Annotated in this window: 24 protein-coding genes; 16 read left to right on the top strand and 8 right to left on the bottom strand. The window is 39.6% G+C overall.

The features are described from left to right. Positions 1-57 precede the first annotated feature (57 nt). The 3 genes from I6F66_RS07280 to I6F66_RS07270 all read right to left on the bottom strand — a co-directional run bounded on the left by I6F66_RS07280 (position 58) and on the right by I6F66_RS07270 (position 3,098). Entirely contained in the window at positions 58-387 is a 330-nt protein-coding gene (locus I6F66_RS07280) for a hypothetical protein (RefSeq protein ID WP_197118972.1), read from the bottom strand. 83 nt (positions 388-470) lie between these two features. Then, entirely contained in the window at positions 471-1,172 is a 702-nt protein-coding gene (gene tsaB, locus I6F66_RS07275; protein ID WP_166420524.1) for a tRNA (adenosine(37)-N6)-threonylcarbamoyltransferase complex dimerization subunit type 1 TsaB, read from the bottom strand. A gap of 9 nt (positions 1,173-1,181) precedes the next feature. Continuing rightward, positions 1,182-3,098, bottom strand: coding sequence for an ATP-dependent DNA helicase (locus I6F66_RS07270; protein ID WP_197118971.1), 1,917 nt, complete (start codon positions 3,096-3,098; stop codon positions 1,182-1,184). 344 nt (positions 3,099-3,442) lie between these two features. On the opposite strand from I6F66_RS07270, the gene I6F66_RS07265 reads away from it, so the two are divergent. Next, the gene (locus tag I6F66_RS07265; protein ID WP_197209005.1) at positions 3,443-4,726 is read left to right on the top strand and encodes a sodium:proton antiporter; all 1,284 of its coding nucleotides are present in this window, start codon (positions 3,443-3,445) and stop codon (positions 4,724-4,726) included. Positions 4,727-5,009: 283 nt separating this feature from the next. Continuing rightward, entirely contained in the window at positions 5,010-6,866 is a 1,857-nt protein-coding gene (locus I6F66_RS07260; protein WP_197209019.1) for a cytochrome c/FTR1 family iron permease, read from the top strand. A 90-nt stretch (positions 6,867-6,956) separates the two neighbouring features. Here the strand turns inward: I6F66_RS07260 and I6F66_RS07255 are convergent, their stop codons facing one another. Then, positions 6,957-7,193, bottom strand: coding sequence for a hypothetical protein (locus I6F66_RS07255; protein ID WP_165727986.1), 237 nt, complete (start codon positions 7,191-7,193; stop codon positions 6,957-6,959). Positions 7,194-7,613: 420 nt separating this feature from the next. Here I6F66_RS07255 and hisG point away from each other — a divergent pair, with 420 nt between their 5' ends. From hisG to I6F66_RS07205, 10 genes are all read left to right on the top strand, one after another. Further along, positions 7,614-8,513 carry an ATP phosphoribosyltransferase gene (gene hisG, locus I6F66_RS07250; RefSeq protein WP_165727987.1) on the top strand — a complete coding sequence of 300 codons (900 nt, stop codon included), beginning with the start codon at positions 7,614-7,616 and terminating at the stop codon, positions 8,511-8,513. Positions 8,514-8,518: 5 nt separating this feature from the next. After that, the gene (gene hisD, locus I6F66_RS07245; protein WP_197209004.1) at positions 8,519-9,820 is read left to right on the top strand and encodes a histidinol dehydrogenase; all 1,302 of its coding nucleotides are present in this window, start codon (positions 8,519-8,521) and stop codon (positions 9,818-9,820) included. Next, entirely contained in the window at positions 9,810-10,919 is a 1,110-nt protein-coding gene (gene hisC / locus I6F66_RS07240; protein WP_197209003.1) for a histidinol-phosphate transaminase, read from the top strand. Before hisD ends, hisC begins: the two co-directional genes overlap by 11 nt. Continuing rightward, positions 10,916-11,977, top strand: coding sequence for a bifunctional histidinol-phosphatase/imidazoleglycerol-phosphate dehydratase HisB (gene hisB, locus I6F66_RS07235; RefSeq protein WP_197118966.1), 1,062 nt, complete (start codon positions 10,916-10,918; stop codon positions 11,975-11,977). Before hisC ends, hisB begins: the two co-directional genes overlap by 4 nt. Beyond that, positions 11,974-12,564, top strand: coding sequence for an imidazole glycerol phosphate synthase subunit HisH (gene hisH, locus I6F66_RS07230; protein ID WP_197139404.1), 591 nt, complete (start codon positions 11,974-11,976; stop codon positions 12,562-12,564). The genes hisB and hisH overlap by 4 nt, the downstream gene beginning before the upstream one ends. A 33-nt stretch (positions 12,565-12,597) precedes the next feature. Continuing rightward, entirely contained in the window at positions 12,598-13,332 is a 735-nt protein-coding gene (locus tag I6F66_RS07225) for a 1-(5-phosphoribosyl)-5-[(5-phosphoribosylamino)methylideneamino] imidazole-4-carboxamide isomerase (RefSeq protein ID WP_010552951.1), read from the top strand. Then, entirely contained in the window at positions 13,314-14,093 is a 780-nt protein-coding gene (gene hisF / locus I6F66_RS07220; RefSeq protein WP_165727991.1) for an imidazole glycerol phosphate synthase subunit HisF, read from the top strand. Before I6F66_RS07225 ends, hisF begins: the two co-directional genes overlap by 19 nt. Then, positions 14,084-14,698: a bifunctional phosphoribosyl-AMP cyclohydrolase/phosphoribosyl-ATP diphosphatase HisIE gene (hisIE, locus tag I6F66_RS07215; RefSeq protein WP_165727992.1), complete on the top strand. Its 615-nt coding sequence runs from the start codon at positions 14,084-14,086 to the stop codon at positions 14,696-14,698. The genes hisF and hisIE overlap by 10 nt, the downstream gene beginning before the upstream one ends. Positions 14,699-14,816: 118 nt before the next feature. Beyond that, positions 14,817-15,374: a hypothetical protein gene (locus I6F66_RS07210; RefSeq protein ID WP_165727993.1), complete on the top strand. Its 558-nt coding sequence runs from the start codon at positions 14,817-14,819 to the stop codon at positions 15,372-15,374. 2 nt (positions 15,375-15,376) lie between these two features. After that, entirely contained in the window at positions 15,377-15,565 is a 189-nt protein-coding gene (locus tag I6F66_RS07205; protein WP_002960277.1) for a DUF1289 domain-containing protein, read from the top strand. Positions 15,566-15,620: 55 nt separating this feature from the next. Here I6F66_RS07205 and I6F66_RS07200 read toward each other — a convergent pair whose 3' ends face one another. Continuing rightward, the gene (locus tag I6F66_RS07200) at positions 15,621-16,154 is read right to left on the bottom strand and encodes a gluconokinase (RefSeq protein WP_197139402.1); all 534 of its coding nucleotides are present in this window, start codon (positions 16,152-16,154) and stop codon (positions 15,621-15,623) included. A gap of 149 nt (positions 16,155-16,303) precedes the next feature. On the opposite strand from I6F66_RS07200, the gene gntU reads away from it, so the two are divergent. Further along, entirely contained in the window at positions 16,304-17,647 is a 1,344-nt protein-coding gene (gene gntU / locus I6F66_RS07195) for a gluconate transporter (RefSeq protein ID WP_010552956.1), read from the top strand. Positions 17,648-17,756: 109 nt separating this feature from the next. Here the strand turns inward: gntU and gntR are convergent, their stop codons facing one another. Both gntR and I6F66_RS07185 read right to left on the bottom strand, forming a co-directional pair. After that, entirely contained in the window at positions 17,757-18,767 is a 1,011-nt protein-coding gene (gntR, locus tag I6F66_RS07190; protein WP_197209002.1) for a gluconate operon transcriptional repressor GntR, read from the bottom strand. Positions 18,768-18,992: 225 nt separating this feature from the next. After that, a complete protein-coding gene (locus I6F66_RS07185) occupies positions 18,993-20,264 on the bottom strand; it encodes an O-acetylhomoserine aminocarboxypropyltransferase/cysteine synthase family protein (RefSeq protein ID WP_197209001.1) in 1,272 nt (423 codons plus the stop codon). 373 nt (positions 20,265-20,637) lie between these two features. Here I6F66_RS07185 and I6F66_RS07180 point away from each other — a divergent pair, with 373 nt between their 5' ends. From I6F66_RS07180 to I6F66_RS07170, 3 genes are all read left to right on the top strand, one after another. Beyond that, complete coding sequence (locus I6F66_RS07180; RefSeq protein WP_197209000.1) at positions 20,638-21,510, top strand: hypothetical protein; 873 nt, start codon at positions 20,638-20,640, stop codon at positions 21,508-21,510. A gap of 26 nt (positions 21,511-21,536) precedes the next feature. Then, positions 21,537-22,628, top strand: a complete 1,092-nt coding sequence (locus tag I6F66_RS07175; protein ID WP_197208999.1) for a PIN domain-containing protein — start codon at positions 21,537-21,539, stop codon at positions 22,626-22,628. A gap of 432 nt (positions 22,629-23,060) precedes the next feature. Next, complete coding sequence (locus I6F66_RS07170) at positions 23,061-23,237, top strand: hypothetical protein (protein WP_165722958.1); 177 nt, start codon at positions 23,061-23,063, stop codon at positions 23,235-23,237. 127 nt (positions 23,238-23,364) lie between these two features. On the opposite strand, the gene I6F66_RS07165 is transcribed toward I6F66_RS07170, so the two are convergent. Then, a complete protein-coding gene (locus I6F66_RS07165; RefSeq protein WP_197208998.1) occupies positions 23,365-25,536 on the bottom strand; it encodes a S46 family peptidase in 2,172 nt (723 codons plus the stop codon). Positions 25,537-25,538: the final 2 nt, after the last annotated feature.

Raw genomic sequence — 25,538 nt, 5'->3', positions numbered from 1 at the left:
GTTCGGGCTTTTTATTAAATTTTATCGCTGTATTTATCTAAAACGTTTGAATGAGCTTTAAGCGTATATATCAACGCCTATTAAATTTTGTACTTCTGCCCTGCGTTCTAAATTAGCAAATTCAGTATAAGTAGAAATCGCTTTGCTTACTAGAGCAGTCGGTTGGTCGTAAATTGTTTGGCTGTATTCATTGCTTTTAGCACTGCTTTTAAACAGTTGATTAGCCAGTTCGACGCCCTCAACACTGCTTTTTACATAATCGGTATTCGTTTTTTGAGCAGCCGGCTGGTCTAATAAACCCTGTGGTTTATTAGTAACAACTTTGGTAGAGCTAACCCTACCAGGAATATCTCCGGTAAAAAAACCTGAACCAATAGGCAGCGTCATTACGCGTCTCCAACCTTAATAATGCATAAAATTATGATTTAAAAACAACCAATTTGCAAATAATACTTGAATTCAAGATATGATTACTCACGACCTGGTAGCTTTTTCCACGTTACCGTATCGCGCACATATTTAGGTTGAGCGTCACTCGCTTTTACAACATCACCCGCTAAAAACGCGGCTTCAACATGCGCTAACATATAACGCGCATCAGGCAATGTAATATCAGTATTAATTGTCACGTTTTCAAAGTCATTAAGCGCATCAGGATAGGTTTTAAAGCCCGTGCCCACCGCTACAGATGGCTCTGTAGTCGCTATATAATCATTATTAAGTAAATCAGGTTTTATAACGCATTCTTGGTTAACTAAAAGCATTAGATTATTTTGCGCTTGGTAATGTGCAAAGTATATCTCACCCATACGCGCATCTATACTTGGGTAAACACTCAGGCTGCCGTTTTGTTCAAACGCTTGTTGCGCCATAATAGCCAAAGTAGACACACCTACAAGCGGCAAGTTAGTTGAATACGCTAAACCTTGTGCTATTGCTACACTAATACGCACACCAGTAAAACTGCCCGGGCCTTGGCCAAAACCAATGACATCTAAGTCTTTTAATTTACAGTTTGCTTTAGTTAATAGCTCATCCACAAGTGGCAATATTTTTTGACTGTGCTGCTGCGGACATTCTTCAAAATGATGAAATGTTTGGCCCTGAAAATGTAAAACAATTGAAAGTGCTTCTGTTGAAGCATCAAGGGCAAGAATATTACTTTTGATCATTTTATTACTCTAATTAATTTGTTTTAAAAATGTATTGGCATCTTCTAAGCTTCGCGTGCGGCGCATCGGCGGTAAGCTTTTTAAAAATACTTGGCCATATTGTCGTGTAACTAAGCGATTATCACATATTACAAGTACGCCTTTGTCTTTACTATCTCGAATTAAACGCCCAACACCTTGTTTAAGTGCAATAACAGCTTGTGGTAATTGTATGTGTGAAAAAGGGTCTTTACCCTGCATTTGGCAATCTTGCATTTTAGCTTGTAGTAATGGATCGTCAGGGGCTGCAAATGGCAATTTGTCTATAATAACACAGCTTAACGTACTGCCGCGTACATCAACGCCTTCCCAAAAAGAAGCCGTGCCGAGTAATACCGCATTTCCATGGCGCGTAAATTTCTCTAAAATAATACGCTTAGACATTTGCCCTTGCATATAAACTGGGTAGTCTATTTGCGTGGTGAGTCCTTCGGCAACTAAGTGCATCATTCGATAGCTCGTAAATAACACAAAACAACGCCCTTGTGCTGATTTTATAAGCTCAAGTGTTAATTTTACTATTGCGTGGGGCATATTATCCGCGTGCGATTCGGGTAAGTAACGCGGTAAACACAGCAGCGCCTGATTAGGGTAATCAAATGGGCTATCTACCATCATGCTTTGCTTTGGTTTTAAACCAAGGCTTGCATTAAAATGCTCGAGTTTGTTGTCGACCGAAAGTGTTGCTGATGTAAATACAAAGCCTGCGCCCGTGTCTTGCATCATTTGAGCAAATTTAGCTGATACATTTAGTGGGGTTATATTGATTGTTAAATAACGGCGCGTTGTTTCATACCAGTAACTAAAGCCGGTTTGAGCCGTATCAAAAACACGTTCTAACTGCCCTTTAAATGCCAAGGCACGCTCAAACGGATGCTCTATTTTATCGCTTCTATCTAGGCAAAGTTTAAGTACTTGATAAACAAAGTCTAAATCACTGATGACGCGATGAAGCGCCGCACATATTTGCTTGTCGCTGAGCTTTTCTCGCCAATCGCCTCTACTGCCATCAACACCAAACTGTAATCGTAAATCAGCAACGCTTGTTTCAAGCTTATTTAAGCTTTTACCTAGCTGCAGCATATCGGGAATTTCGGCTCTATATATAGCACGTAAATCATTAATTAAATCCACCAGCTTTTTAGTGCTAATGCTCTCACCAAAATAATCACTGGCAATTTCACTTAACTGATGGGCTTCATCAAATATATACGCATCGGCTTTTGGCATAAGTTCAGCAAAGCCACTTTCTTTTACGGCCATGTCGGCAAAAAACAAATGGTGGTTAATAACAACCACATCAGCATCTGCTGCTGTTAAACGTGCTTTGCGTATATAGCAGCTTTGAAAATCTGGGCATTCTTTGCCTAAGCAGTTATCGGCTGTTGAATTTACATAAGGCAGCACTTTGGCATCATCTTCTATACCAATACAATCGGCTAAATCGCCCGACTGCGTTTCACTGGCAAACTTAGCCACCATGGCTAGTTGGTGCATTACATCAGAGTCGTCAGTAGGTACATGCGCAACATGCTGGTTTAGTCGGTAAGTACATAAGTAATTGGCACGCCCTTTTAATAAGGCGGTTTTTTTAGAAGCACTAAGCGCTTTTACTAATTGAGGTAAATCGCGGTGGTATAACTGCTCTTGTAAGGCTTTAGAGCCAGTCGATATTATCGTTCGGCCTTTTGATTTGAGTGCGGGCGCTAAATAGGCAAATGTTTTACCAGTACCCGTGCCTGCTTCAACAACTAATTGCGAACTGTTTTTTAATGCATCAGCAACGGCTACAGCCATATCAATTTGTGGTTGGCGAGGCGTATATCCATCTAACGATGACGCCAAAGGTCCGGTTGCACTAAACAGCTGTTTGATAATACCAATCACTTTAAAATAAATAATAGCGGGATTTTACGTAAGCAAACCATTAAGGGCAAGTAATTACAAAACGCACTTTTATTTTATGGGTTAACGTGCGTTTTATTATTCGAGCTTAGGGAGTGATTCATTATTCGATTTTACAATACACTCTGTATTTATAACGTACATTTAATTTATTGATGACAATATTTACAAAGCCTAATTTGTTATTAACTCTTACTAAAAATAATCCTTATTAAAAGCGATATAAAGGTATAAATACTGTGACTCTCAAATATTACAGGAGTACCATACGCGGGTTTATAATCCTCCTTTTTGTGTGTCGTTTAAAAAATAGTTAAGGTTAATCAATGAATGCTTGGTACCTCATTTGCTTTCTCTCTGCAATTGCAATATTTATAGCCTTTGCAAACCAGTACATCCTCAAAATGCAAACTACTATTGCCATTACAACGGGCTCTGTGGTTATTTCTTTATTGCTGATCATTGCAGTTAAATTATTAGGCGATCAAAATGCATTAGCAATGACCCAAATTGTTTCCAGTATTAACTTTAACGAGTTACTACTTAAAGGCATGTTGGGGTTTTTACTCTACGCGGGTGCGCTCGAAATAAACCTACTTGCCCTGCGTAAGCAGCGGTGGGAAATTACTGCCCTGGTATTGTTTTCAACTATTGCTTCCACATTTATAGTGGGTTATTTAAGCTTTTATTTATTTTCAGTTTTTGGTTTTGATGTCCCTTTTATTTATTGTTTACTGTTTGGCGCGCTTATTAGCCCAACCGACCCTATCGCTGTACTTGCTATTATTAAACAAATGCGAGCGCCAGAAGGCATCTCAGTTCAAGTAGAAGGTGAGTCGCTATTTAACGATGGTATTGGTTTAGTTATATTTACCACTATATTTTCTGTTGCTTTTTATGGCACAGATGCACAATTTGGTGACATAGCAGAGCTATTCTTTGTTGATGCAATAGGGGGTATTGCATTTGGTTTAGTCATTGCATTAGTTGGCCACTTTTTAATTATTAATAGCCGCGATGTAAACATTCGCTTATTAATTACCTTAACGATTCCTACCGCAGGTTTTGCTGCTGCAAATATTTGGGAAATATCTGGCGCACTTGCTATGGTAACGAGCGGCATATTAATGGGTAATATCACCCGCACTAAAGCAACTGAGCGCACAGGCCCTGAAGACACACGCTACGTAAAAGACTTTTGGCATGCAACCGACAGCTTTTTAAATGCCCTACTGTTTTTAATAATAGGTATGTTGATAGTTACTATGCCAATCACTATTGGCGAAATAGGTTTAGGCTTATTAATGGTACCTGCGGTATTACTTGCACGCTTTATAAGTGTAGGCGCACCATTTGTAATTTTTAAACGCTTTAGGACTTACGATAAACACAGTGTTAAAATTTTAACCTGGGGTGGACTACGTGGTGGCCTTGCACTGGCAATGGCCGCAGCTATACCACGCGAGCAAGTTTTTGTAGGCGGTTCAGACCTACATAACTTAATCGTTATTGTTACTTACGTTGTGGTTATATTTTCTATTATTGTACAAGGCTTAACTATTTCGCCGCTTATTCAAAGCAGCATTAAGTCAGCTGAGCAAGCCAAATAATAAATGCTTTGTCTGCAACACATTCAGTAACCAAGTTATTATAAAAATCACTTGGTTACTGTTACTCTCGTGTTACAAAAACACTTTAAAGTTATATAAATTGTTATCCTTTTTATTTATCTGCTTTGTTTAAATTAATCTGCTTGAAATGCAAATGAAAACAATTATAATTTTGGTTTTTCCTCTGCAGGGCTTTTCAATGTCCATAAATAATTCTCACATGTTTATTAACTTTGTGTCTGTAAGCAAGCGTCAGCTTAATTTCATTTTTGCACTTTTGATCATGATGACGGCAAGCTTTAGCGTTTCTGCCTCACCCGATCAACAAATAAAAATAAAGCAAATTGCACAGCTTGCAGAGTACGTAGGTGTTGATTACGTAGCAGCTGTTGGGAATGGTGAAATACTCGACCCCGACGAATATCAAGAAATGACTGAATTTGCGCACGTTATTATTGAGCAAGCTGGACAGCTATCAAGCCAAACAAATGAGTTCGACACAGTAAAGGTACAAGCTAAAGCCTTGCATTCAGCGATTGCCAATAAAGCAAGCGTTGCCGATGTACGCGCAGCAAGCTCTGCGCTTCGTGAATCACTTCTTGTCTTTATGCCGCAGCTATCGTTACCTACGTCACTACTACCTGTTGAGCAAACCAAAGCGCTTTTTGCTGCTAACTGTTCAATGTGTCACGGCCCAAGTGGTCAAGGCGACGGCCCGCTTGCAAAAAACTTATCGCCAGAGCCTACCAACTTTACCGATGAAGAACGCGCAACTAACCGCTCATTAATGGGTTTATTTGACGCTGTAAGTAACGGTATTAACGACACGCCAATGGTTGCTTTTACTCAATTTAATGAACAACAACGTTGGTCTTTAGCTTTTTATGTAGGTAGCTTGGCATTTAAAGATGTTCAAAAACCACAAAATCTAGAGCAAAACATTACCGCTTCGCAGATTGTAAACTTAAACCCTGCACAATTATCGGCAGGTCAAAGTGAAGCACAAGCACATTACGTTAAATGGCTTCGTGGTAATCCAGAGCAACTATTTACCGGTAAAAAGAATCCGATAACGGTTACTCGCACACAGTTGCTTGCAGCGCAAGCCGCGCATGCTAAAGGCAATTACTCACAAGCAAGTGATTTAGCAATTAGCGCTTACCTAGATGGCTTTGAGCTTGTTGAAAACAACTTAAATGCTTACGACGAAACTTTGCGTAAAAACATCGAAGTACAACTGATGAACCTGCGTCAAACATTTAAAAACGAGAAAGATACTGCAATCGTTGGCGAAAAAGTAAGTGCAGCGCTAGCTCAACTCGCTAAAGCAGATAGCATGCTAAACGAAACCAAACTAACTGATGGTGCACTCCTCTCAGCAAGTTTAGTTATATTACTACGCGAAGGCCTAGAAGCACTCTTAGTTATTATTGCCCTTATGACCGTACTTATTAAAACTAAACGCCAAGACGCGCTTAAATATGTACATATTGGTTGGGTAACCGCACTTCTTGCAGGTGGTTTAACGTGGGCTGCGGCGCAAACATTAATAGAAATAAGTGGTGCAAGTCGCGAAGTTATGGAAGGTGCTGGTGCATTGTTTGCCGCTATAATTTTACTGTATGTTGGCGTATGGATGCACAGTAAAACCAGTGCGCAGCAATGGCAAAAATACATCAAAGACAATATAGATAAGCGTCTTGAGTCGGGTACATTATGGGGTTTAGCAGGGCTTTCGTTTATAGCCGTATACCGTGAAGTATTCGAAACCGTACTGTTCTATCAGTCTTTATTAACGCAAAGCTCGCCTGCTCAATATTCATCTATTGCTTCGGGTTTTGCGATAGCTGTAGCAATACTGGCTATTATTACGTGGGTATTAATTAAGTACTCAATTAAATTACCGGTTGCTAAGTTTTTTGCCATTACCACTTACCTATTATTTGCACTCTCGTTTGTGCTTATGGGCAAAGCTGTTATTGCATTACAAGAGGCCGACATAATAGGTATTGCGTCACTACCAATGAGCTTTGATATTGCATGGCTTGGTATAAAATCGACATGGCAAGGTATTGTGGCTCAAGTATGTGTGTTCGCTATATTTAGCTTTTATATATTCAAAAGTAAAAGCCAGAAGTAATTAGTTCAACAAAAAAGGGAAGCCTAGTAAATAGGCTTCCCTTTTTGAATTCTAGCAATCTACAAATAACTTTAAACTATTAACTGTAACCTATGCCCATGTATCTAAATGGGGATTTTCGTCATCATCTAAGTTAGACTTTTTTTTATTATTTTGATCATCAAGCATATTGAGATTTTTCTTTTTTTGTAACTCACGCCTTTTTTTATTCTCTAGTTCAACTTTTTCAGCCGCAGCGCCACTTTGCACACCCGCAATATGAAAAGCACTTTTTGTCTCAACTTCTAGCCTAGTTATTCTTCCTAAATAAGGAATCATAATATCCATACATACTTCCTTATTTTAACTGTTTGATTGTCAAAATGCTTAATTTGAATAATAAACAAACAATTGTTCGCTAAAATTGCGCTTATTACCTTAATATTATCGACAGTTATAACATATGCTTTAATTAAGCTAAAAAAAACTTGCCATAATATAGCTGTTTATGTTTTTATGAATGCGAAATTTATTTAAACAGATAACAACTGCACGTTAACAAAACAACGGGCAGTTACATAGGATAAAAAATGCGCTTAAACCTGACAACAGTACATCATCACCACCATTCACCGGAATAACCTGTCAGGTCTTTCGCTGAGAGGTTATTCCTAAAAGGAACCTCTGGCGATTCAAATAACATTGATTCATTTTCGCCCTGAGGTTCCCCTCGGGGTTTTTAGTTTTTAAATTAAAGGAAAATGAATAATGAACAACAGTAATCGTCTACGTATCGCCATCCAAAAAGGTGGCCGCCTATCTAAAGATTGTCAAGATCTGCTAAAACAGTTAGGTGTTAAACTTAACCTTCGTGAACAACGCTTAATTGCACACTCAACTAATATGCCAATTGACGTACTACGTGTGCGCGATGACGATATTCCGGGTTTAGTAATGGACGGTGTATGTGACTTAGGCATAGTTGGCGAAAACGTACTAGTAGAAGTTCAAGCAGAACGTGAACGACAAGGTGTTCCAAGTGAAGTAACTAAACTTTCAAAACTAGACTTTGGTTACTGTCGTCTTGCACTTGCATGGCCACAAGAGCTTGGCACTCGCGATAAGAGCTGGTTTGAAGGCAAACGTATTGCGACTACCTACCCAGAAATCTTAACTCAGTGGTTAAAGCGCGAAGGCATTAACGCAAGTACAGTAATGCTTACGGGTTCTGTTGAAGTAGCACCGCGTGCGGGTTTATCTGATGCAATTTGTGATTTAGTATCTACTGGCGCAACACTTGAAGCTAACGGCTTAATTCAAGGCGAAACAATTTTAGAATCAAACGCGTGTTTAATTCAAAATAAAGATCTTCAAGATGCTGACAAACTAGCACTAATCAATAAGCTTATGCCGCGCCTACGTGGTGTTAGACAAGCTAAAGAAAGCAAATACATCATGCTACACGCACCAAAAAACAAACTTGATGAAATTTGTGAAATTTTACCAGGTTCTGGTCAACCTACTCTACTTGCCCTTGCGGGTAACGATGAATACGTAGCACTTCACATGGTAAGCAGCGAAACATTATTTTGGGAAACAATGGAGCAGTTAAAAGCCCTAGGCGCTAACTCTATTTTAGTTATGCCAATTGAAAAAATGATGGAGTAAGTGCCATGCTTCGTTGGAATGAGGAATCTTCACAAGTACAAGCAGCGGCGCTAATGCGCCCTGCAGTTTCTGCCAGTGCCAAGGTTGAAGCTATATGCAAAACTATTTTAGCTAACGTAAAAGAGCAAGGCGATAAAGCCTTACTTAGCATGGCTAAAGAGTTTGATAATAGATCTAACCCTCGCTTATGTGTTCCGCTTGATGAAATTAACGCATCAGAGCAATCACTAAGTGCAGAGCTTAAATACGCAATTGATACCGCTTATGCAAACGTTAAACGTTTTCACGAAGCGCAATTGCCAAAAGATATTAAATTATCGACCCAACCAGGCGTTGTATGTGAACTGAAATATCAAGCCATCGAAGCAGTCGGTATTTATGTACCCGGTGGCAGTGCTCCACTGCCATCGTCGGTTATTATGCAGGGTGTATTGGCGCAATTAAGCGGCGCAAAAACCGTTGTACTTGCTACACCAGTACAAGGTGATAAAGCCATTAACCCTGCTATTTTATATGCAGCTAAGTTATGCGGTATTACTACTTTAATAGAAAGTGGTGGCGCAGGCGCAATTGCAGCAATGGCGTATGGCACCGAATCGGTTCCTAAAGTGAACAAAATATTTGGCCCAGGTAATAGCTTTGTAACAATGGCTAAACAGCTTGTTGCGCAAACTATTCCGGGTATGGCAATTGATATGCCAGCAGGTCCGTCTGAAGTACTTGTTATTGCAGATGAACGTGCGAACCCAGAATTTATAGCCGCCGATTTACTCTCACAAGCAGAGCACGGTGCAGACTCGCAAGTTATTTTATTATGTAACAGCGAGAATATTATAGAACAAACACAGCAGGCGCTTACACGGCAACTAGCTAACTTAAGCCGAAAAGACACGGCCGAAAAAGCGCTCGCTAATTCATCGCTTATTTTAGTTGATTCAATTGAGCAAGCATTTGACGTATCGGCGCAGTACGGACCAGAGCACTTAATTTTACAGTTAGCTGATGCAACACCATACCTAGATAAAGTTAAAAATGCAGGCTCAGTATTTGTAGGCGACTACACGCCAGAATCTGCAGGCGATTACGCATCGGGTACTAACCACGTATTACCAACGTATGGCTACAGTGCAACGTACTCAAGCTTAAACTTGCTTGATTTTTTCCGCACGTATACCGTACAAACAATAAGTAAAAGTGGATTAACTGAGCTTTCAAAAGCTATTTTACCACTTGCAGATGCAGAAGGCCTTGATGCCCACGCTAATGCGGTTTCAATTCGTTTAGAGGCAATTAAAAATGAGCAATGAGAGCGCACAAGCGTCTAGCTTATTACCTAAAAATATTGCAGCCCTTGCTGCTTACAGCTCTGCAAAAAGTGAAAAGCTAACCGGTACTACGTGGCTAAATGCTAACGAAAGCCCGTATGCTAAAAATCTTGAACTGAGTATTGAAGATTTAAATCGCTACCCTGATCCACAGCCGCAGCTGGTTATTGACCGCTACGCCGCTTATACAGAGCTTGCAAGCGAAAATGTATTAATGACGCGTGGCGCAGATGAAGGCATTGAGCTTTTAGTGCGCACATATTGTGAGCCAGCTAAAGATAGCATCGCGTTATTTTTACCCACCTACGGTATGTACAAAGTAACCGCCGATACACACAACGTTGGCATTAATGCACTTACGCAAGAATTGTTATTAAGTGGCAGTGCTGACGAAATAGTAACAGCTGTGGGTAACTCAAAACTGGTATTTATTTGTAACCCAAATAATCCAACGGGCAGCCTAACACCACTTGATAAAGTCAAAGCGATTGCTACAGCACTTGCGGGTTCTGCATTAGTTATTGTTGATGAAGCCTATATAGAGTTTTGCCCAGAGCAAAGCGCGACTAAGCTTATTAATGAGTTTAGTAATGTAGTGGTTTTGCGTACGCTTTCTAAAGCCTTTGCACTAGCGGGCCTCAGAACAGGCTTTACCCTTGCACAAGCAGCAACTCTTGCGCCAATTCGTAAAGTCATTGCGCCGTATCCGGTATCTGGCGTAGTAGCAAGCATTGCAGCGCAAGCAATTGCACCTGATGCAATTACATCAATGCGTCGCCAAGTGACTATTTTAAATAGCTTAAAAGCTAAATTAGTGGATTGGCTCAACGCCTCCCCTGCTGCATTAAAAATTCTCACTGGTGAAGGTAACTTTGTTACTTTAAAATTAGCCGATAAAAACTACTTTAAAATTGCACTTGAGCAAGGTTTAGTTATGCGCGCTTTTACGCTATACGGTGAAGACGACTGGCTACGAATTTCAATTGGCAGTGAACAAGAACTTGAACAAGTAAAAATTTGGTTAGATGGCTTACAAATGCCAGCGGCCACAGCATCTTTAGCAGGAAACGAAGTATCATGAGTAACCCCTATTTATTTATCGACCGCGACGGCACTATTATTGAAGAGCCAATTACCGACAAACAGGTAGATAGCCTTGAAAAGCTAGCATTTTTACCTGGCGTTATCCCTGCTTTATTGCAACTACAAGCCGCAGGTTACCGCTTAGTTATGGTATCTAACCAAGATGGTTTAGGCACAGACAGCTTTCCTACTGCTGACTTTGACATAGCACAAGACAAAATGATGGACATAATGCAAAGCCAAGGTATTAACTTTGAGACCGTATTAATTTGCCCACACTTTAACGAGCAAAACTGCGATTGCCGTAAACCTAAAACAGGCTTACTTACCGAGCTTATGCGCTCAGGCAAAGTTGATTTAGCACGCTCTTTTGTTATTGGCGACCGTGAAACAGATATTGGTCTTGCTCAAAATTTATGTTGTGAAGGTATTTTATACGACGGCGATTGGAGTGCAATAGTAACTAAATTGACCACCGCAAACCGCGAAGGTCGTGTTACACGCAATACCAAAGAAACCCAAATTGATGTGGCAATAAACCTAGATCAAACTAAAAATGGCAGCATTGACACCGGCCTTGGCTTTTTTGATCACATGCTTGATCAAATTCGCACGCACGCAAACATTGGTTTAAACATTAAAGCCAAAGGCGATTTACACATAGATGAGCACCACCTTGTTGAAGACATTGGTATTGCACTCGGTGTAGCACTAAAACAAGCTCTAGGTACTAAATCGCAAATTGCACGCTATGGTTTTGCTCTTCCTATGGATGAGTGTAAAGCCGAAGCGCAAATTGATTTATCGGGCCGAGCATCATTTGTATTAAACGCTAACTTTAGCCGCGAAAAAGCCGGCGATTTAGATGTACAAATGGTTGAGCACTTTTTCAAAAGCTTAAGTGATAATGCCGCTATTAGCCTTATTTTATCGGTAAGCGATGGTAACTGTCATCACCAAGTAGAAGGCTTATTTAAAGCGTTTTCACGTGCTCTTCGTATGGCAGTAGCACAAGACACGACCCAACAAACAGCCAGCTCTAAGGGATGTTTATGATTGCCATAATTAATACCGGTTGTGCCAATATAAATTCAGTACGCTTTGCGTTTGAACGCTTAGGCCAAACGCCAACAGTAATTACTTCACCAGAGCAATTAGCGGGTTTTGAGCGCGCTATATTGCCAGGTGTTGGCCATGCATCGGTTGCTATGAAACGCCTAGTCGATAACGGCTGGCAACAAGCTATAAACGAATACCAGCGCCCGCTTATGGGTATTTGTTTAGGTATGCAGTTACTGTGCGAAAGCACCGAAGAAGGTAACGTACAGTGCCTAGGTAAAATACCAGGGCAAGTAAAAGCGCTTGATGTAGGCAATTTAACGTCGCCGCATATGGGTTGGAATAACTTAAGCGTTAACAAAGAGCATGCGTTAACTAAAGGGCTAACGCTTGATGAGCAAGTGTATTTTGTTCACAGCTTTGCGCACACCGTAAACGACGCCACACTAGTTAGCGGCCAGTACGGTCAAACCTTTTCAGCCATTGTTGCTAAAGACAATTACGCGGGCATGCAATTTCACCCAGAGCGCAGCGCAAAAGTTGGCGCACGTTTATTACAAAATTTTGTTGATTGGCAGTTGTAAGCTGCCCATTAACTAACAAAAAAGAGATTAGTTGTGATTATTCCAGCATTAGACGTATTACAAAATCAAATTGTGCGCTTGTACCAAGGTAAATACGACACAGCACAGTTTTACCCTTTCGAGCTTGGCGCGCGTTTAAAAGAATATGCAGACAGCGGCGCAGGTAAACTGCACCTTGTTGATTTAGAAGGTGCACGCGATCCAAGTAAAAAACAGTGGAAACATATTCAAGCTGCAACCAAAGCACTTAACGTACCGTACCAAGTGGGCGGCGGTATTCGCTCAGAGCAAGATGTAAGTGATTGGCTAAAAGCCGGTGCAAACCAAGTTGTTATTGGTTCAATGGCAGTAGAAAAACGCGAACAAGTAAAAGCCTGGATTGAACAATTTGGCGCAGAGCACTTTGTTATTGCTCTTGATGTAAATAAAACAGCCACTGGCTGGGCACCTGCTACGCACGGTTGGTTAAGTGAATCTGAGTTTGGTTTACTTGAACTGGTTGATTTTTATGTGGGCTTAGGTGTTATTGACTTTTTATGCACGGACATCAGTAAAGATGGCACCATGACGGGTCCATCATTTGAGCTTTACGAAGATCTAACTCGCCACAACAGCACAATTAAAGTGCAAGCCTCAGGGGGTGTAAGCTCACTTGACGACATTAAAAAACTTAAAGAGCTCGGTGTTGGCGGCGTTATTTTAGGTAAATCATTGCTTGATGGCGCATTTAGCGTTGAGGAGGCATTGGCATGTTATCAAAACGCATAATTCCGTGTTTAGACGTTAAAGACGGCCAAGTAGTTAAAGGCGTTAAGTTTAAAGGCCATGAAGTTGTTGGCGACATTTTAACAATGGCTAAAGCCTACAGCGAAGCCGGCGCAGATGAACTGGTTTTTTACGAGATCAGTGCAAGCGTTGAAAAACGCCTTCTTGATGTAAATTGGGTAGAGAACATTGCACGTAATATCGATATTCCATTTTGTGTAGCCGGCGGTATTAAATCGGTTGCTGATGCAGCGCGTGTTTTAGAGCACGGCGCAGACAAAATAAGTATTAACAGCCCTGCTATTGCACGCCCTGAACTTATTAAAGAATTACACGATGAGTTTGGTAAGCAATGTGTAGTAGTCGGCATAGACAGCTTTTTTGATGAAACTACTGGCGAGTATTTAGTTTATCAGCTTACTGGCGATCCTAATGCATCAAGCCGTACGCGTTATAAAACCGAGGAATGGGTTAAACGCGTACAAGACTTGGGTGCAGGCGAAATTGTATTAAACTGCATGAACCAAGATGGCGTTCGTAACGGTTACGACAACGAGCAACTCAGTAAAATTCGCGAGCTATGTAACATTCCTTTAATCGCCTCAGGCGGTGCGGGCTCTATGCAAGATTTTGTTGATGTATTTAAACAAAGTAAAGTAGATGGTGCATTAGCCGCCAGCGTTTTTCATAAAAATGTGATTAACATTGGCGAACTTAAACAATTTTTAACAGATAACCAAGTGGCAGCAAGATTATGCAAGTAACACAACAAAACCAAGCTCAAGTCGATTTCGCTAAAAGTGAAATGATCCCTGCTATTATTCAAGATGCCCGCTCTGGTGTTATTTTAATGCAAGGCTTTATGAACAGCGAAGCACTAAATGTAACGCTTGAGAGCAATAAAGTGACGTTTTACTCGCGTTCAAAATCACGATTATGGACTAAAGGCGAGTCATCAGAAAACTACTTAAACGTAGTATCTGTTCATACAGATTGTGACTACGATTCAATTTTAGTACTTGCCAACCCAGAAGGCCCAACGTGCCACTTAGGCACACAAAGCTGTTTTGGTGATGATGCAAAACCAAGTTTAAGCTTTTTAGCACAGTTAGAAGATGTGATTGTTGCGCGTAAAAACGACGACCCTGAAAAAAGCTACACAGCGTCATTGTTTGCAAAAGACTTAAGCCGTAGTTGTCAAAAAGTAGGTGAAGAAGGCGTAGAAGTAGCCCTTGCCGCTATGAAACACGATAACGATGAGCTAACAAACGAATCTGCTGATTTGATTTATCACCTTACTGTATTGCTACAACGCCAAGGCTTAGCCCTTGAAGATGTAGTTAAATGCTTGCAAGGTCGCCATAAATAGCATTAGTTGTGATTAACAAGGAGGCTCATATTTATATGGGCCTTTTTGTTTTTCGCTTTTAGTTGAGTAAATTATGTATGGTATAGTGCGAGGCTCAATTAATCGGTTACTGTGAACTATGAAAAACTATATAACTCCTTCCTTCGTCGCATTTATTTTAGTTGTCGCGTTTATTTTAGCGGGCTGTACGGGCAAAACTAATCAGACTGCTACAACTACAGCAACTACTACTACAACGAATCAGTCTGTAAAAACCATAGTAACACTCGATGAATGCAGCACCATAAATAACCTAATAAATGGTTATGAATCTGGTTTTAATTCAATAAAAACAGATAAAGTAAATAACCAGTTTACTAATAAATGGCGTACTAATACTCATATTATTGGAGCAACCTGTACGGTTACTTTAAATAAGTCAGAGCAAGCAAGCTACCAATGCCAAACGCCTGTTAAAACACAAACGCAAACAATAACATCTCATCAAAAACTAGCTCTACAATTACGCCAATGCTTAACCAATACAGGCTGGTTTGAAAGCCAAAAAGAAACAGCAAGTTCAATTTATAGCACCTTTGTACTTGATACTAAAACCCCAGTGATTACACTTTCAACTAATCAAGAAGGTAATGGCTTCACTACCCGCTTTGAAATTGCACCACCGTTAGGACTTTAATAATGCGCCAATTAAATCAAAACAAAAAACCATCTAAATTTAAAACCGATTGCTTAGGAATATGCGAAAGGCGCAGCGGTTACTGCACTGGTTGCGGGCGTACCAACGAAGAAATTTTTGATTGGATTATATTATCTGAAGATGAAAAAAAAGCGATTTTAGAAACACCACGAGCAGATGCTAACTCATAACAAATAAAGCCCCTAAATGTTAAAAGTAACAGTTAACTGATTAACTAAAAACTTTTTACTTGTTGTGCTTATTCATTTTAGTTGCGCTAATACAACTTTTGACTACTTGCTCAAATGAGTTATTAATATCTATATTTATAACATTGGGCTCATCTTCTTTTGGTACTTCTAGCGTTTCAAATTGGCTTTTGAGTAAATCAACAGGCATAAAATGCCCTTTTCTGTCCTGCATACGGCTTTTAACCAGCTCAAAATCACCATAAAGATGTAAAAAGGTAATACCTATATTTCCGTCACATATTTGTTCTCGGTATTTCTTTTTTAATGCAGAGCAGACTATTACCGCAATCTCACTTTTCTTTTCAATGCTAAATGCAGCATCACGTATTCTTTCTAGCCAAGGCACACGATCAGAATCGTTTAAAGGCTGCCCAGATGACATTTTTAATATATTAGCCTTGGGATGTAAGTCGTCTCCGTCGATAAATTTAGCGCCAATGCGCTTTGCTAATGCATCACCCACACTTGACTTTCCTGTGCTTGAAACCCCCATTACAATATAAACACGACCTACATTTGTGTTACTCATGTATTACCCTCGCCTTAATTTAATAATTAATTATTTTCAATGTATATATTATATTGAGTTACGGGTAACATGTTACCCGTAACAAATGCGAAAGTGAAGTTAAACACACACTAAACATCATAATTCACACTGAATATAAGTAGGGAAAAATGTCAGATTTATCATTAATACTAACCGCGGCAGGCTCCATATTTTTATTGCTTTTCTTAGTAATGAAAGTGCGACTACATGCTGTCGTCTCTTTGATCCTTGTTTCTATGATTGCAGGATTATTTTCAGGAATGAGCCCTGAAATAATTGCCGCTACAATTCAAAAGGGAATGGCCGGAACACTAGGCTTTGTAGCGGTTGTGGTCGCTTTAGGTGCCATGTTTGGCAAAGTAATGGAAGAAACCGGCGCGCTGGATCGTATTGCCCACACACTTTTACACCGTTTTGGAGAAAAAAACGCTAATTGGGCGCTTACCTTTACGGGCTTTATTTGTGCCCTCCCCCTGTTTTTTGATGTAGCCGTTGTACTTTTAATCGGTATTGTTTTTGCTGTGGTACGAAAAGGCGGTGGCAGCGTTGTTAAAATTGGTATTGGGCTACTTGCTGGGATAGCGTCTTGTCAGGCGTTTCTTATTCCTGCGCCAGGGCCGATTTTGGTTGCCTCTCAATTAGGCGCTGACTATGGTTATATGATTTTATTTGGCCTTATTGCTGCCATACCGGCAATGATTATAGGAGGTCCAATTTGGGGCTCTATTATTTCTAAATCTATTCATGTAGAACTCCCACAGCACGAACAAATCGACGATAACCAAAGAGTTGGTAAAGGCACACCTAGTTTTGGATTAGCATTAGGTTTGATTGCTTTGCCATTAATTATGATTAGTTTAAATACTATTGGTAGTCGCTTTGTTGAAAAAGACTCTGATTTATATAATTGGTTAGCCTTTATAGGTCATCCATTTACTGCAATTTTAGTTGCCTGCCTAATGGCATTTTATTTGCTCGGCGCAAGGCGCGGTGTCCCTAATGCTAGAATCATGGAAATTTGTGGTAGTGCCTTACAACCTGCGGGAATTATTATTCTTGTCACTGGTGCCGGTGGGGTATTTAAACAAGTATTAGTTGATTCAGGAGTAGGTACGGCACTGGGTAATTACTTAGCTGGCTCAGGCTTACCGATTGTAATACTCGCTTTTGTATTATCAGCCGCTGTGCGGGTCATTCAAGGCTCTGCGACAGTAGCTATGCTTACAGCGTGTGGCTTAATTATTCCAATGCTTCAGCCTTTAGGCCTTGATGGAGCGCAGCTTGCCGCTGTCACTATCGCTATTGGTGGGGGCTCTATTGTGCTCTCCCATGTAAACGACTCAGGATTTTGGTTAGCAAGTCGCTATCTCGGTTTGAGCGAAATGCAAACTCTTAAAACATGGACAGTAATGGAAACCATTATTGGTACTGTTGGCGCACTTGTCGCTATGATTATTTCTCTGTTTTTGTAAATTTACAGTGTGTAGAGTTATCATCACACATATAAAAATCACCTGAGCCTTTTGTTATTTAGGCTCAGGTAATTAAGATCATGTAATTAAGCTCATGTAATTTGAGTATTTAAACACTCTCACCTAGATGAACTATATAACCAGTATCAATTACTTGCTTATAATTCATGCTAGTATCCAAATCGGAATTAATCCGGCTCAACAACTCTCTTCCCGCAACATTACCTATCTGATAACGAGGGGTGATCACACTTGCTAATTGAGGCACCATTGCTTGGCCAATATCATGACCATGAAAACCCACAATCCCCATTTGGCTAGGCACTAAAATGTTGCTTCGCTGGCACTCAAAAATAGCCCCAATTGCTAAATCATCATTAGTACAAAACAAACAGTCAGTATTTGGGTAGTCAGTACGCGCTTTTTGTAAAAGTTCAGCGCCTAAACTGTAAGATGAAGCTTGATCAGTCATCACACTTTTAGGCATAAAGCCTTTAGCTAACATAGCATCTGAATAACCTTGAAATTTTAGGCGTGTTCGTACATCGAGCCTTGCACCTATATAAACAATATTGCGATAGCCTTTATTTAAAAGCGCTGTCGTCATATCAAAAGCTGCTTTAACGTTATCAAAACCAACCGCTTGCTGCATAGGAGAGTGATGAGTATCCATTATTTCAATCACAGGTACGCCTGACATCTCAATCATTTTTAGCGTTCTGTCTGTGTGTGTGGTTTCTGATAAAATTAAACCATCAACGTGGTACGACAATAAATACTCAACCCGTTTTTCTTCAATTTCAGGGTTGTAACCATAATGGGCCAACATTGTTTGGTATCCTGCAGGCCCTGTCACATCTTCAATGCCTCTTATCACCTGAGCAAATACGTGGTTCGTTAACGATGGAACGAGTACACCAATAGAGTAGCTTTTAGCATTAGAGAGTAAATCAGGGGCTTTATTTGCAATGTAGCCTAGCGTATCAATAGCTGCACTAATTTTAGTGCGAGTAGACCCTGATACTTTTTCGGGATTACGTAAATAACGACTCACCGTCATTTTGGTTACACCAACCGCATCGGCAATATCTTGAAGAGAAGAACGTTTGTTTTTTTTCATCACACACAATTAAATAAAATGTTACTTGTAACATACCAACTATTGTGAAAAACCACTACTTTTAGCCCTTTTTATTTGGGTTAAAGTAATAAATATTTAGCCTACTGCCTGTATTTACACTGTTGCTAAATGAATGTCTAAAAAGGTTTAGAAAACCTAAACCTTTTTAGCAAACGATACTGTATTTACAGTAAAGCTGAACAAGCATTTCTAATTAATGTAATTTTAAGCTTTATCGAGCGCTTGGCTTACATCTGCCATTATATCTACAATGTTTTCAATACCGACTGACAAACGAATTAAATCGCGGCTTACGCCTGCATTTGCTAATTCGTCATCATTTAATTGGCGGTGTGTAGTTGACGCAGGATGACACGCAAGCGACTTGGCATCGCCAATATTAACTAAGCGTAAAATCATGTTTAATGCATCAATAAAACGAGTACCAGCCTCTAACCCACCCGCAATACCAAAGCTTAAAATACCGGATGCTTTACCACTGGTAATTTTTTGACTCATTTCGTTATACGGGCTTGATTCAAGCCCTGCGTAATTAACCCAAAGCACTTTTGGATGATTTTCTAAATACTCAGCCAAGTGCTGTGCATTTTCGCAGTGGCGATCCATTCTTAAGCCTAAGGTTTCAAGGCCGATTAAAATGTCAGATGCGTTTTTAGGGGCAAGCGCTGCGCCGGTATTTCTAAGTGGCACTACTCTGCAGCGACCGATAAATGCAGCTTCAGCAAAAGCTTCGGTATAAACCACATTGTGATACGACGGATCGGGCTCGTTCATCATTGCAAAGCGCGTGGCGTTGGCTTTCCAATCAAATTTTCCTGAGTCGACAATCATGCCGCCAATGGCTGTACCGTGCCCGTTTATATACTTTGTCAGCGAGTGAACCACTATATCGGCGCCTAGCTCAAATGGGCGGCATAAATACGGCGTAGCCACGGTATTATCAACAATAAGCGGCACACCTTTGCTATGTGCAATACGTGCTAAACGTTCAATATCAACAATATTACCTGCAGGATTACCAATAGATTCACAAAAAACAGCGCGGGTGTTGTCGTCAATTGCATTCTCGAACGCGGTAAAGTCATCAGCTTTAATCATGCGTGCTTCAATACCTTGCCTAGGTAGTGTATGAGCAAATAAGTTATACGTACCACCATATACTTGGCTGGTGCTTACAATATTAGTGCCTACTTCGCACAAGCATTGAATAGCATAGGTAATAGCAGCCATCCCAGAGGCAACAGCTAGCCCACCAATGCCCCCTTCCATCGCGGCAATACGTTGTTCAAGTACGGCATTAGTTGGGTTCATTATGCGGGTGTAAATATTTCCAGGTACTTTTAAATCGAATAAATCAGCGCCATGCTGCGTATTATCAAATGTATAAGAAGAAGTGTGATAGATAGGCACGGCTGCCGATTTGGTCGTAGGCTCAGATTCGTAACCGTGGTGCAGTGCTAATGACTCTAATTTCATAATTATTTCCTTCAATTAATTTACCACTAACCTAGCACTTCTTGGTTATAAAATGCACATGAAATATATTAAAGGGTGTTGAGCTGATTTGATTTAAGTTAAAGGCAGCTCAGAGCGAGAAGCGGTCATTGAAAAAGTTAAATTTATTCCTACTTCTTTGAGTTGAAGCCTAATTTTGTCCGATAACATTATTAAACGCCGTTTTGGGGCAAAATAACATGCTTAATTCCTAGCTGTTTTAATTACTTGTTTACAAAGGTAATTATTGGTGAAATTATCAGGGTATGTAATATACGCCGTTTTGGTGTGCTATAGACCACCAAAATGGTGTTCTATAAGCTGTTAGCACTACATTCATACATTGGAGTCACCGTTGAGTAATAGAAGATCGTCAGAAGGAGACGAAACTTGGTTCCGTTTACTAAATTGGACAAAAGGTCAGAAAGCAGCAGAAAGAATTTCTGCTCATATCCTTAAATCTGAGCAGTACCACTCAGTTGATCCCTCTCATCCATTAGATGGTAGAGATGGTGGTAAAGATATCTTATGTGCTAAAAACTCCAACAAATATGTCGGTGCAGTATATTTTCCTCGTGGACAAAAGTCGCTCTCTGAAATAAAAAATAAATTTATGGGAGATACTGATGGTGTAATAAAAAACGATGCTAAAGGTCTCGTATTTATAACAAATCAGGAACTTACTTTGTCTCAACGTCATGAGTTAGAGAATCTCGTTGATTTTGATGTCACGGTCTATCACCTTGAGAGAATAAGTAGCATCCTTGATCAGCCGTCAAATTATGGCATAAGGTTAGAGTATCTGGACTTAGAATTAACAAAGGAAGAGCAATTAGCATTCTTTGCACAACAGGAGCATAAATTAAATTTTTATACTGAGAAGTTAGATTTATTAGCTGCTGATTATGGAGAGTTCAAAAATTACACTCTAAATATGCACGAACACGATTATGATCGGAGCATAGATGAAATTCTAATAGAATTAGACGATATGATTCAAAAGGTCTGGTACAACCGTCACTTAAACTTGAAGTACAAAATTGAGTTCCAAGGTGAAAAAGTTGATCCTGAAATCTGGAAAGGTGCTCTAGCATCTGCAAAAAAAGTGGAAGCAAAATTTGGTAAAGAAAACCTTGGATGGGATGACTTTGAGTGGGGAATGCTAAATGGAAAAGTATCTGCATTACGCTGGGTACTTGGTGAAGATTGGGATATGTTGGACACTTAGTTTCACTTAAAGAAAAGAAGATTTTCATGAAAGTATTTCTAGACACAAATGCATTTTACAACAACTGGTTCGTGGACAATGCAAATTTTAAACTATTGTTTCATTACTTAAATAATGAACAACTCGACCTTTTATTATCAAAGTTAGTCGCTCAGGAAGTTAATAACATTCGTGAGAGAGAGCTATTTGAAGCAACAACAGAAATTGATAGGTTGATTAATAGGGTAAATAAACTTAACGAACAATGTGTTGATTTCACTGTTGAAAGTATCGGAATAGCGCAATATGACGTTCAAGCGATCTTAAAATATAAAGTTAATAGTATTGAAAATATTCCATATGATGAAGTGCCACATAAACAGGTTGTTGATAGAGCATTAAGATTAGTCAAACCATTCACTGGTGAAGAGAAAGGTTATCGTGACACTTTGATCTGGCTTTCACTTTTAAGTTATTTAAAAGCCCAGAATGTTGAAGGTGAAATAGCTTTCATCACAAATAATAAACATGATTTTTTTGAAAAGAAAAACAAGAAGTTATCTTTTAACGAAGATTTGCAAAAAGATATTGATGAAATGGGTATTTCAGCAATTATAAAACCGTACTTAAATATTTTTGATTTTATCAAAGATAATGTTGATAAAGTTGAAAATGCTTTTAGTCGTGAAGAAATACTTGATGACTTAGAATATTTTCTGATTGAAGAAACAGAAAATTATCTTAAAAATATGAAAAATATTGATATTAGTGGACTTTTAGGTGCATCTGTATTTTCGGATAAACTAACGGATGTTATCGAAATTGTTCCTGATATTTTTGAGGGATTAGAGGATCCGAGTGTTCATTATGTCAGCCGTCTTCCTGAAAAAAGTGTTTATATTAGCTGCTTCTATGAAATGCGAAGAGTTGATTTGGTCGTTACGATTGACTTAATAGAGTTTAAGCAACACATAGATGAAATAGAATCCATCAAATCTATTTATAACATTGAAATAGATGGCGATGTTGTGAAATTATCATTCATTTTCCGTCTATATATAGATGCAAGCTTAGAATATGATACCGAATCTGAGTTGGGTTCAAACTTGACCATTGAGCAAATAATGGCAAAGAGCTAAAAAACCTTAAATTCGGATTCGTAACAGTTTACACGGCTCCACTTCGTTTCACATTTTAGCAAACAGTTTCTCACCGCTTAAGGCGTTACCAATGTCTGCAATTGGCACTTAGCAGCCATAAATATACGAATCAAACACCAACAAAAAGGTAAGAAAATGAGGTCACCTTTGCTAATTTCTATTTATATGACAGCAAGTGGTACTTTGCTGAAGCGTGCTGTGGGCGAGAATCAGTCATTGAGTGAGTAATTAATTAATGACTACTTCCCCCCTTTTTTATATGTTCAAATAACCCATCATAAGCATAATATATATAGCTAGCAATAACTTATGCTTTTTGCTATTAATAGAAGCTCATAAAATAAGGACGTTTTCGCTTAAAAATAGAGAAAGAGTCCTCTGATAAAGCAGTTATATTTAAAGGAGTGTTACATGGAGTATAAGTTTATTGCAGTTTCTCAAATCTGGGCTACAGGTGGTATGTTAAATAGAGCAAACGCTAAAGCAAACGAGTTGGCAAGAGATGGGTGGGTGTTATCAAAAATGGAAAAAGGCTTTAGTGGTTTTTTATTTGCAACTTTATATCTAGCCTTTGAGCGTAAAATTTAAATATAACAAGCGACTAAGGTTTCGATTATCCGATCATGGCACTTACCAGTCATATATAAGCGAATCAAACACCAACAAAAAGGCGCTTCCTTTACGGTAAGCGCCCTTCTCTTATCTCACTAATTACTTATTTTACGATTGTCATTTCGTCTAATAAGTTTTGTGCATTATCTACTTTATCCATTACCCACAGCATGTAGCGTGAATCAACGTGGATTGAGCGATTAAGCTCTGGGTTATAATCCCAATCACCAATAATACTTTCGTAAACACCGTCAAACAGTAAGCCTACAAGTTCTGCTTTGCCGTTAAGTGTTGGTGAACCTGAGTTACCACCGGTAGTGTCTACATTTGATAAAAAGTTAACGGGTACTGTATTCATGCCACCCGTGTAATCACCGTAAAGCTTGGCTTTAATTTGCTCTTGTAACTTTTTAGGTGCATTAAATGGGTCAACATCGGTGTTTTTAGCTAGTAACCCTTCAAGCGATGTAAAGGGTGTTGCTACCAAGCCATCTTGAGGTGAGTAGCCGCCTACGGTACCATAGGTTACTCGTAATGTGCTGTTGGCATCGGCGTATACAGGTTTGTTTTTAGCTTTGTTAAACGCAATTATTGCGCTCATTAGCTCTGGGCGAGCTGCTTGTAATTTACCTGCAAGTGCTTTTGATTTATCTTCCTCAGCTTTCATTACTTTAAAGATTGCTTTAGCGTACTGCACAAAAGGGTCTTGGCTTTGATTTAGCTGGCTAAACGATTGCTCAAATAATGAATTGCGAACAGTGGCATTATCGAGTCTTGACTGCTCATACATGCTATCAAGTAACGCGCTTTGGGTTGCTTTATCAAACCCATTTTGTACTTTAAATACGTTATCAACGTCGCTAAAACGATCTTCTTTTGGAAGTGCTGCATACAGTTCTAAAAAGTGCAGTAAAATAGCTTTGTCTACTTTGCTATCATAACGGCGCGTCATGCGCTCAAGCCCTGCTTTAATGCGAGGTAAGTCACGTTCTTGATAACCAGATTCACGTTCGCTATTTGGCTTTTGCTTTTCATAACCTAAGCGGTATAAACGTCGTGCTGTGCTGATCATTTGTGAGCGATGTACATAACCTAACATACGGTCGCGTTCACTGTGCTCTTGTGATTGCGCAATTAGCTCAGATAGCTCACCTAATACGCTTCCGTATTGCTCTTTACGCTCACCGTCACTATTGATCCATTGTGTTAGGTCTTGCTCAAACTGTTTTTTGCGCTCAAGCATAGTGCCTTTTTTGAAGCTTTCGATCATCGAACCATAGTTTTTAATATAGTTGTTATAACCTGCAATGGTGCTTTCGTAAGCAATACGCGCTTTACTGCCGTCTTCTGAGTTTTCTTCAATAAGCGACACGTATTTTGAGTTATGAACGCGTGCTTTAGGGTAACTGTCGTTAAATACGTTATCTACCTCTGTTGCAATGCGGTAGCGGTTAGTACGCCCTGGGTAGCCTGTAACCATTACAAAGTCGCCTTCTTGCACGCCTTTGGCACTTACTTTTAGGTAAGAGTCAGGTACGTAAGGTACGTTGTCTTCGCTGTACTCTGCAGGTTTTCCATCTTTGCCTACATAAGCGCGGTAAAAACCAAAGTCGCCTGTGTGGCGCGGCCACATCCAGTTATCTATATCGCCGCCGTATTTACCTACGCCCATTGCCGGTGCATAAGTTAAGCGTACGTCTTTAATTTCAAGTGACTTAATTAGGTAAAACTCTAAACCACCATGAAACGAATACACATTACAACGATAGCTTTCGTCGGCTTCACACTGGGCTACTAGCGCTTTTTCATTTTTTTCGAGTGCGTCGTAGCGTGCTTTTGCTGTTAACTCGTTAGTACCTTTAATTACTTCATCTGTTACGTTGGTAACCGTTTTTGTTACATAGACGCGTGAGCCCGGCGCTGCAGGTAAATCTTCTGTAGGACTTTTAGCTAAAAAGCCATTTTCTAAAATATTGTTTTCAGGTGTTGAGTTGTATTGTACCGAGCCATAAACACAGTGATGGTTTGACACAACTAAACCCTTAGGCGATACAAACGATGCTGTACAGCCACCTAGGCTAATTACCGCATTCATTGGGAATTCGGTTAATTTAGAAATAGATTCAACATCAATTTCAAGCCCTTTGGCTTTTAAAATTGATTCTAACTCTGGAAGTTGGTGTGGTTGCCACATGCCTTCGTCGGCTATGGCACTACTTGAAAGTGATAAAGAAAATGTGGCTACTAATGTAGCTACAAGAGGTTTTAAACGCATTA

It is taken from the genome of Pseudoalteromonas sp. NZS100_1 (genome assembly GCF_015864285.1).
Lineage (GTDB): Bacteria > Pseudomonadota > Gammaproteobacteria > Enterobacterales > Alteromonadaceae > Pseudoalteromonas > Pseudoalteromonas arctica.
This window is presented reverse-complemented; position numbering and strand designations above follow the sequence as displayed.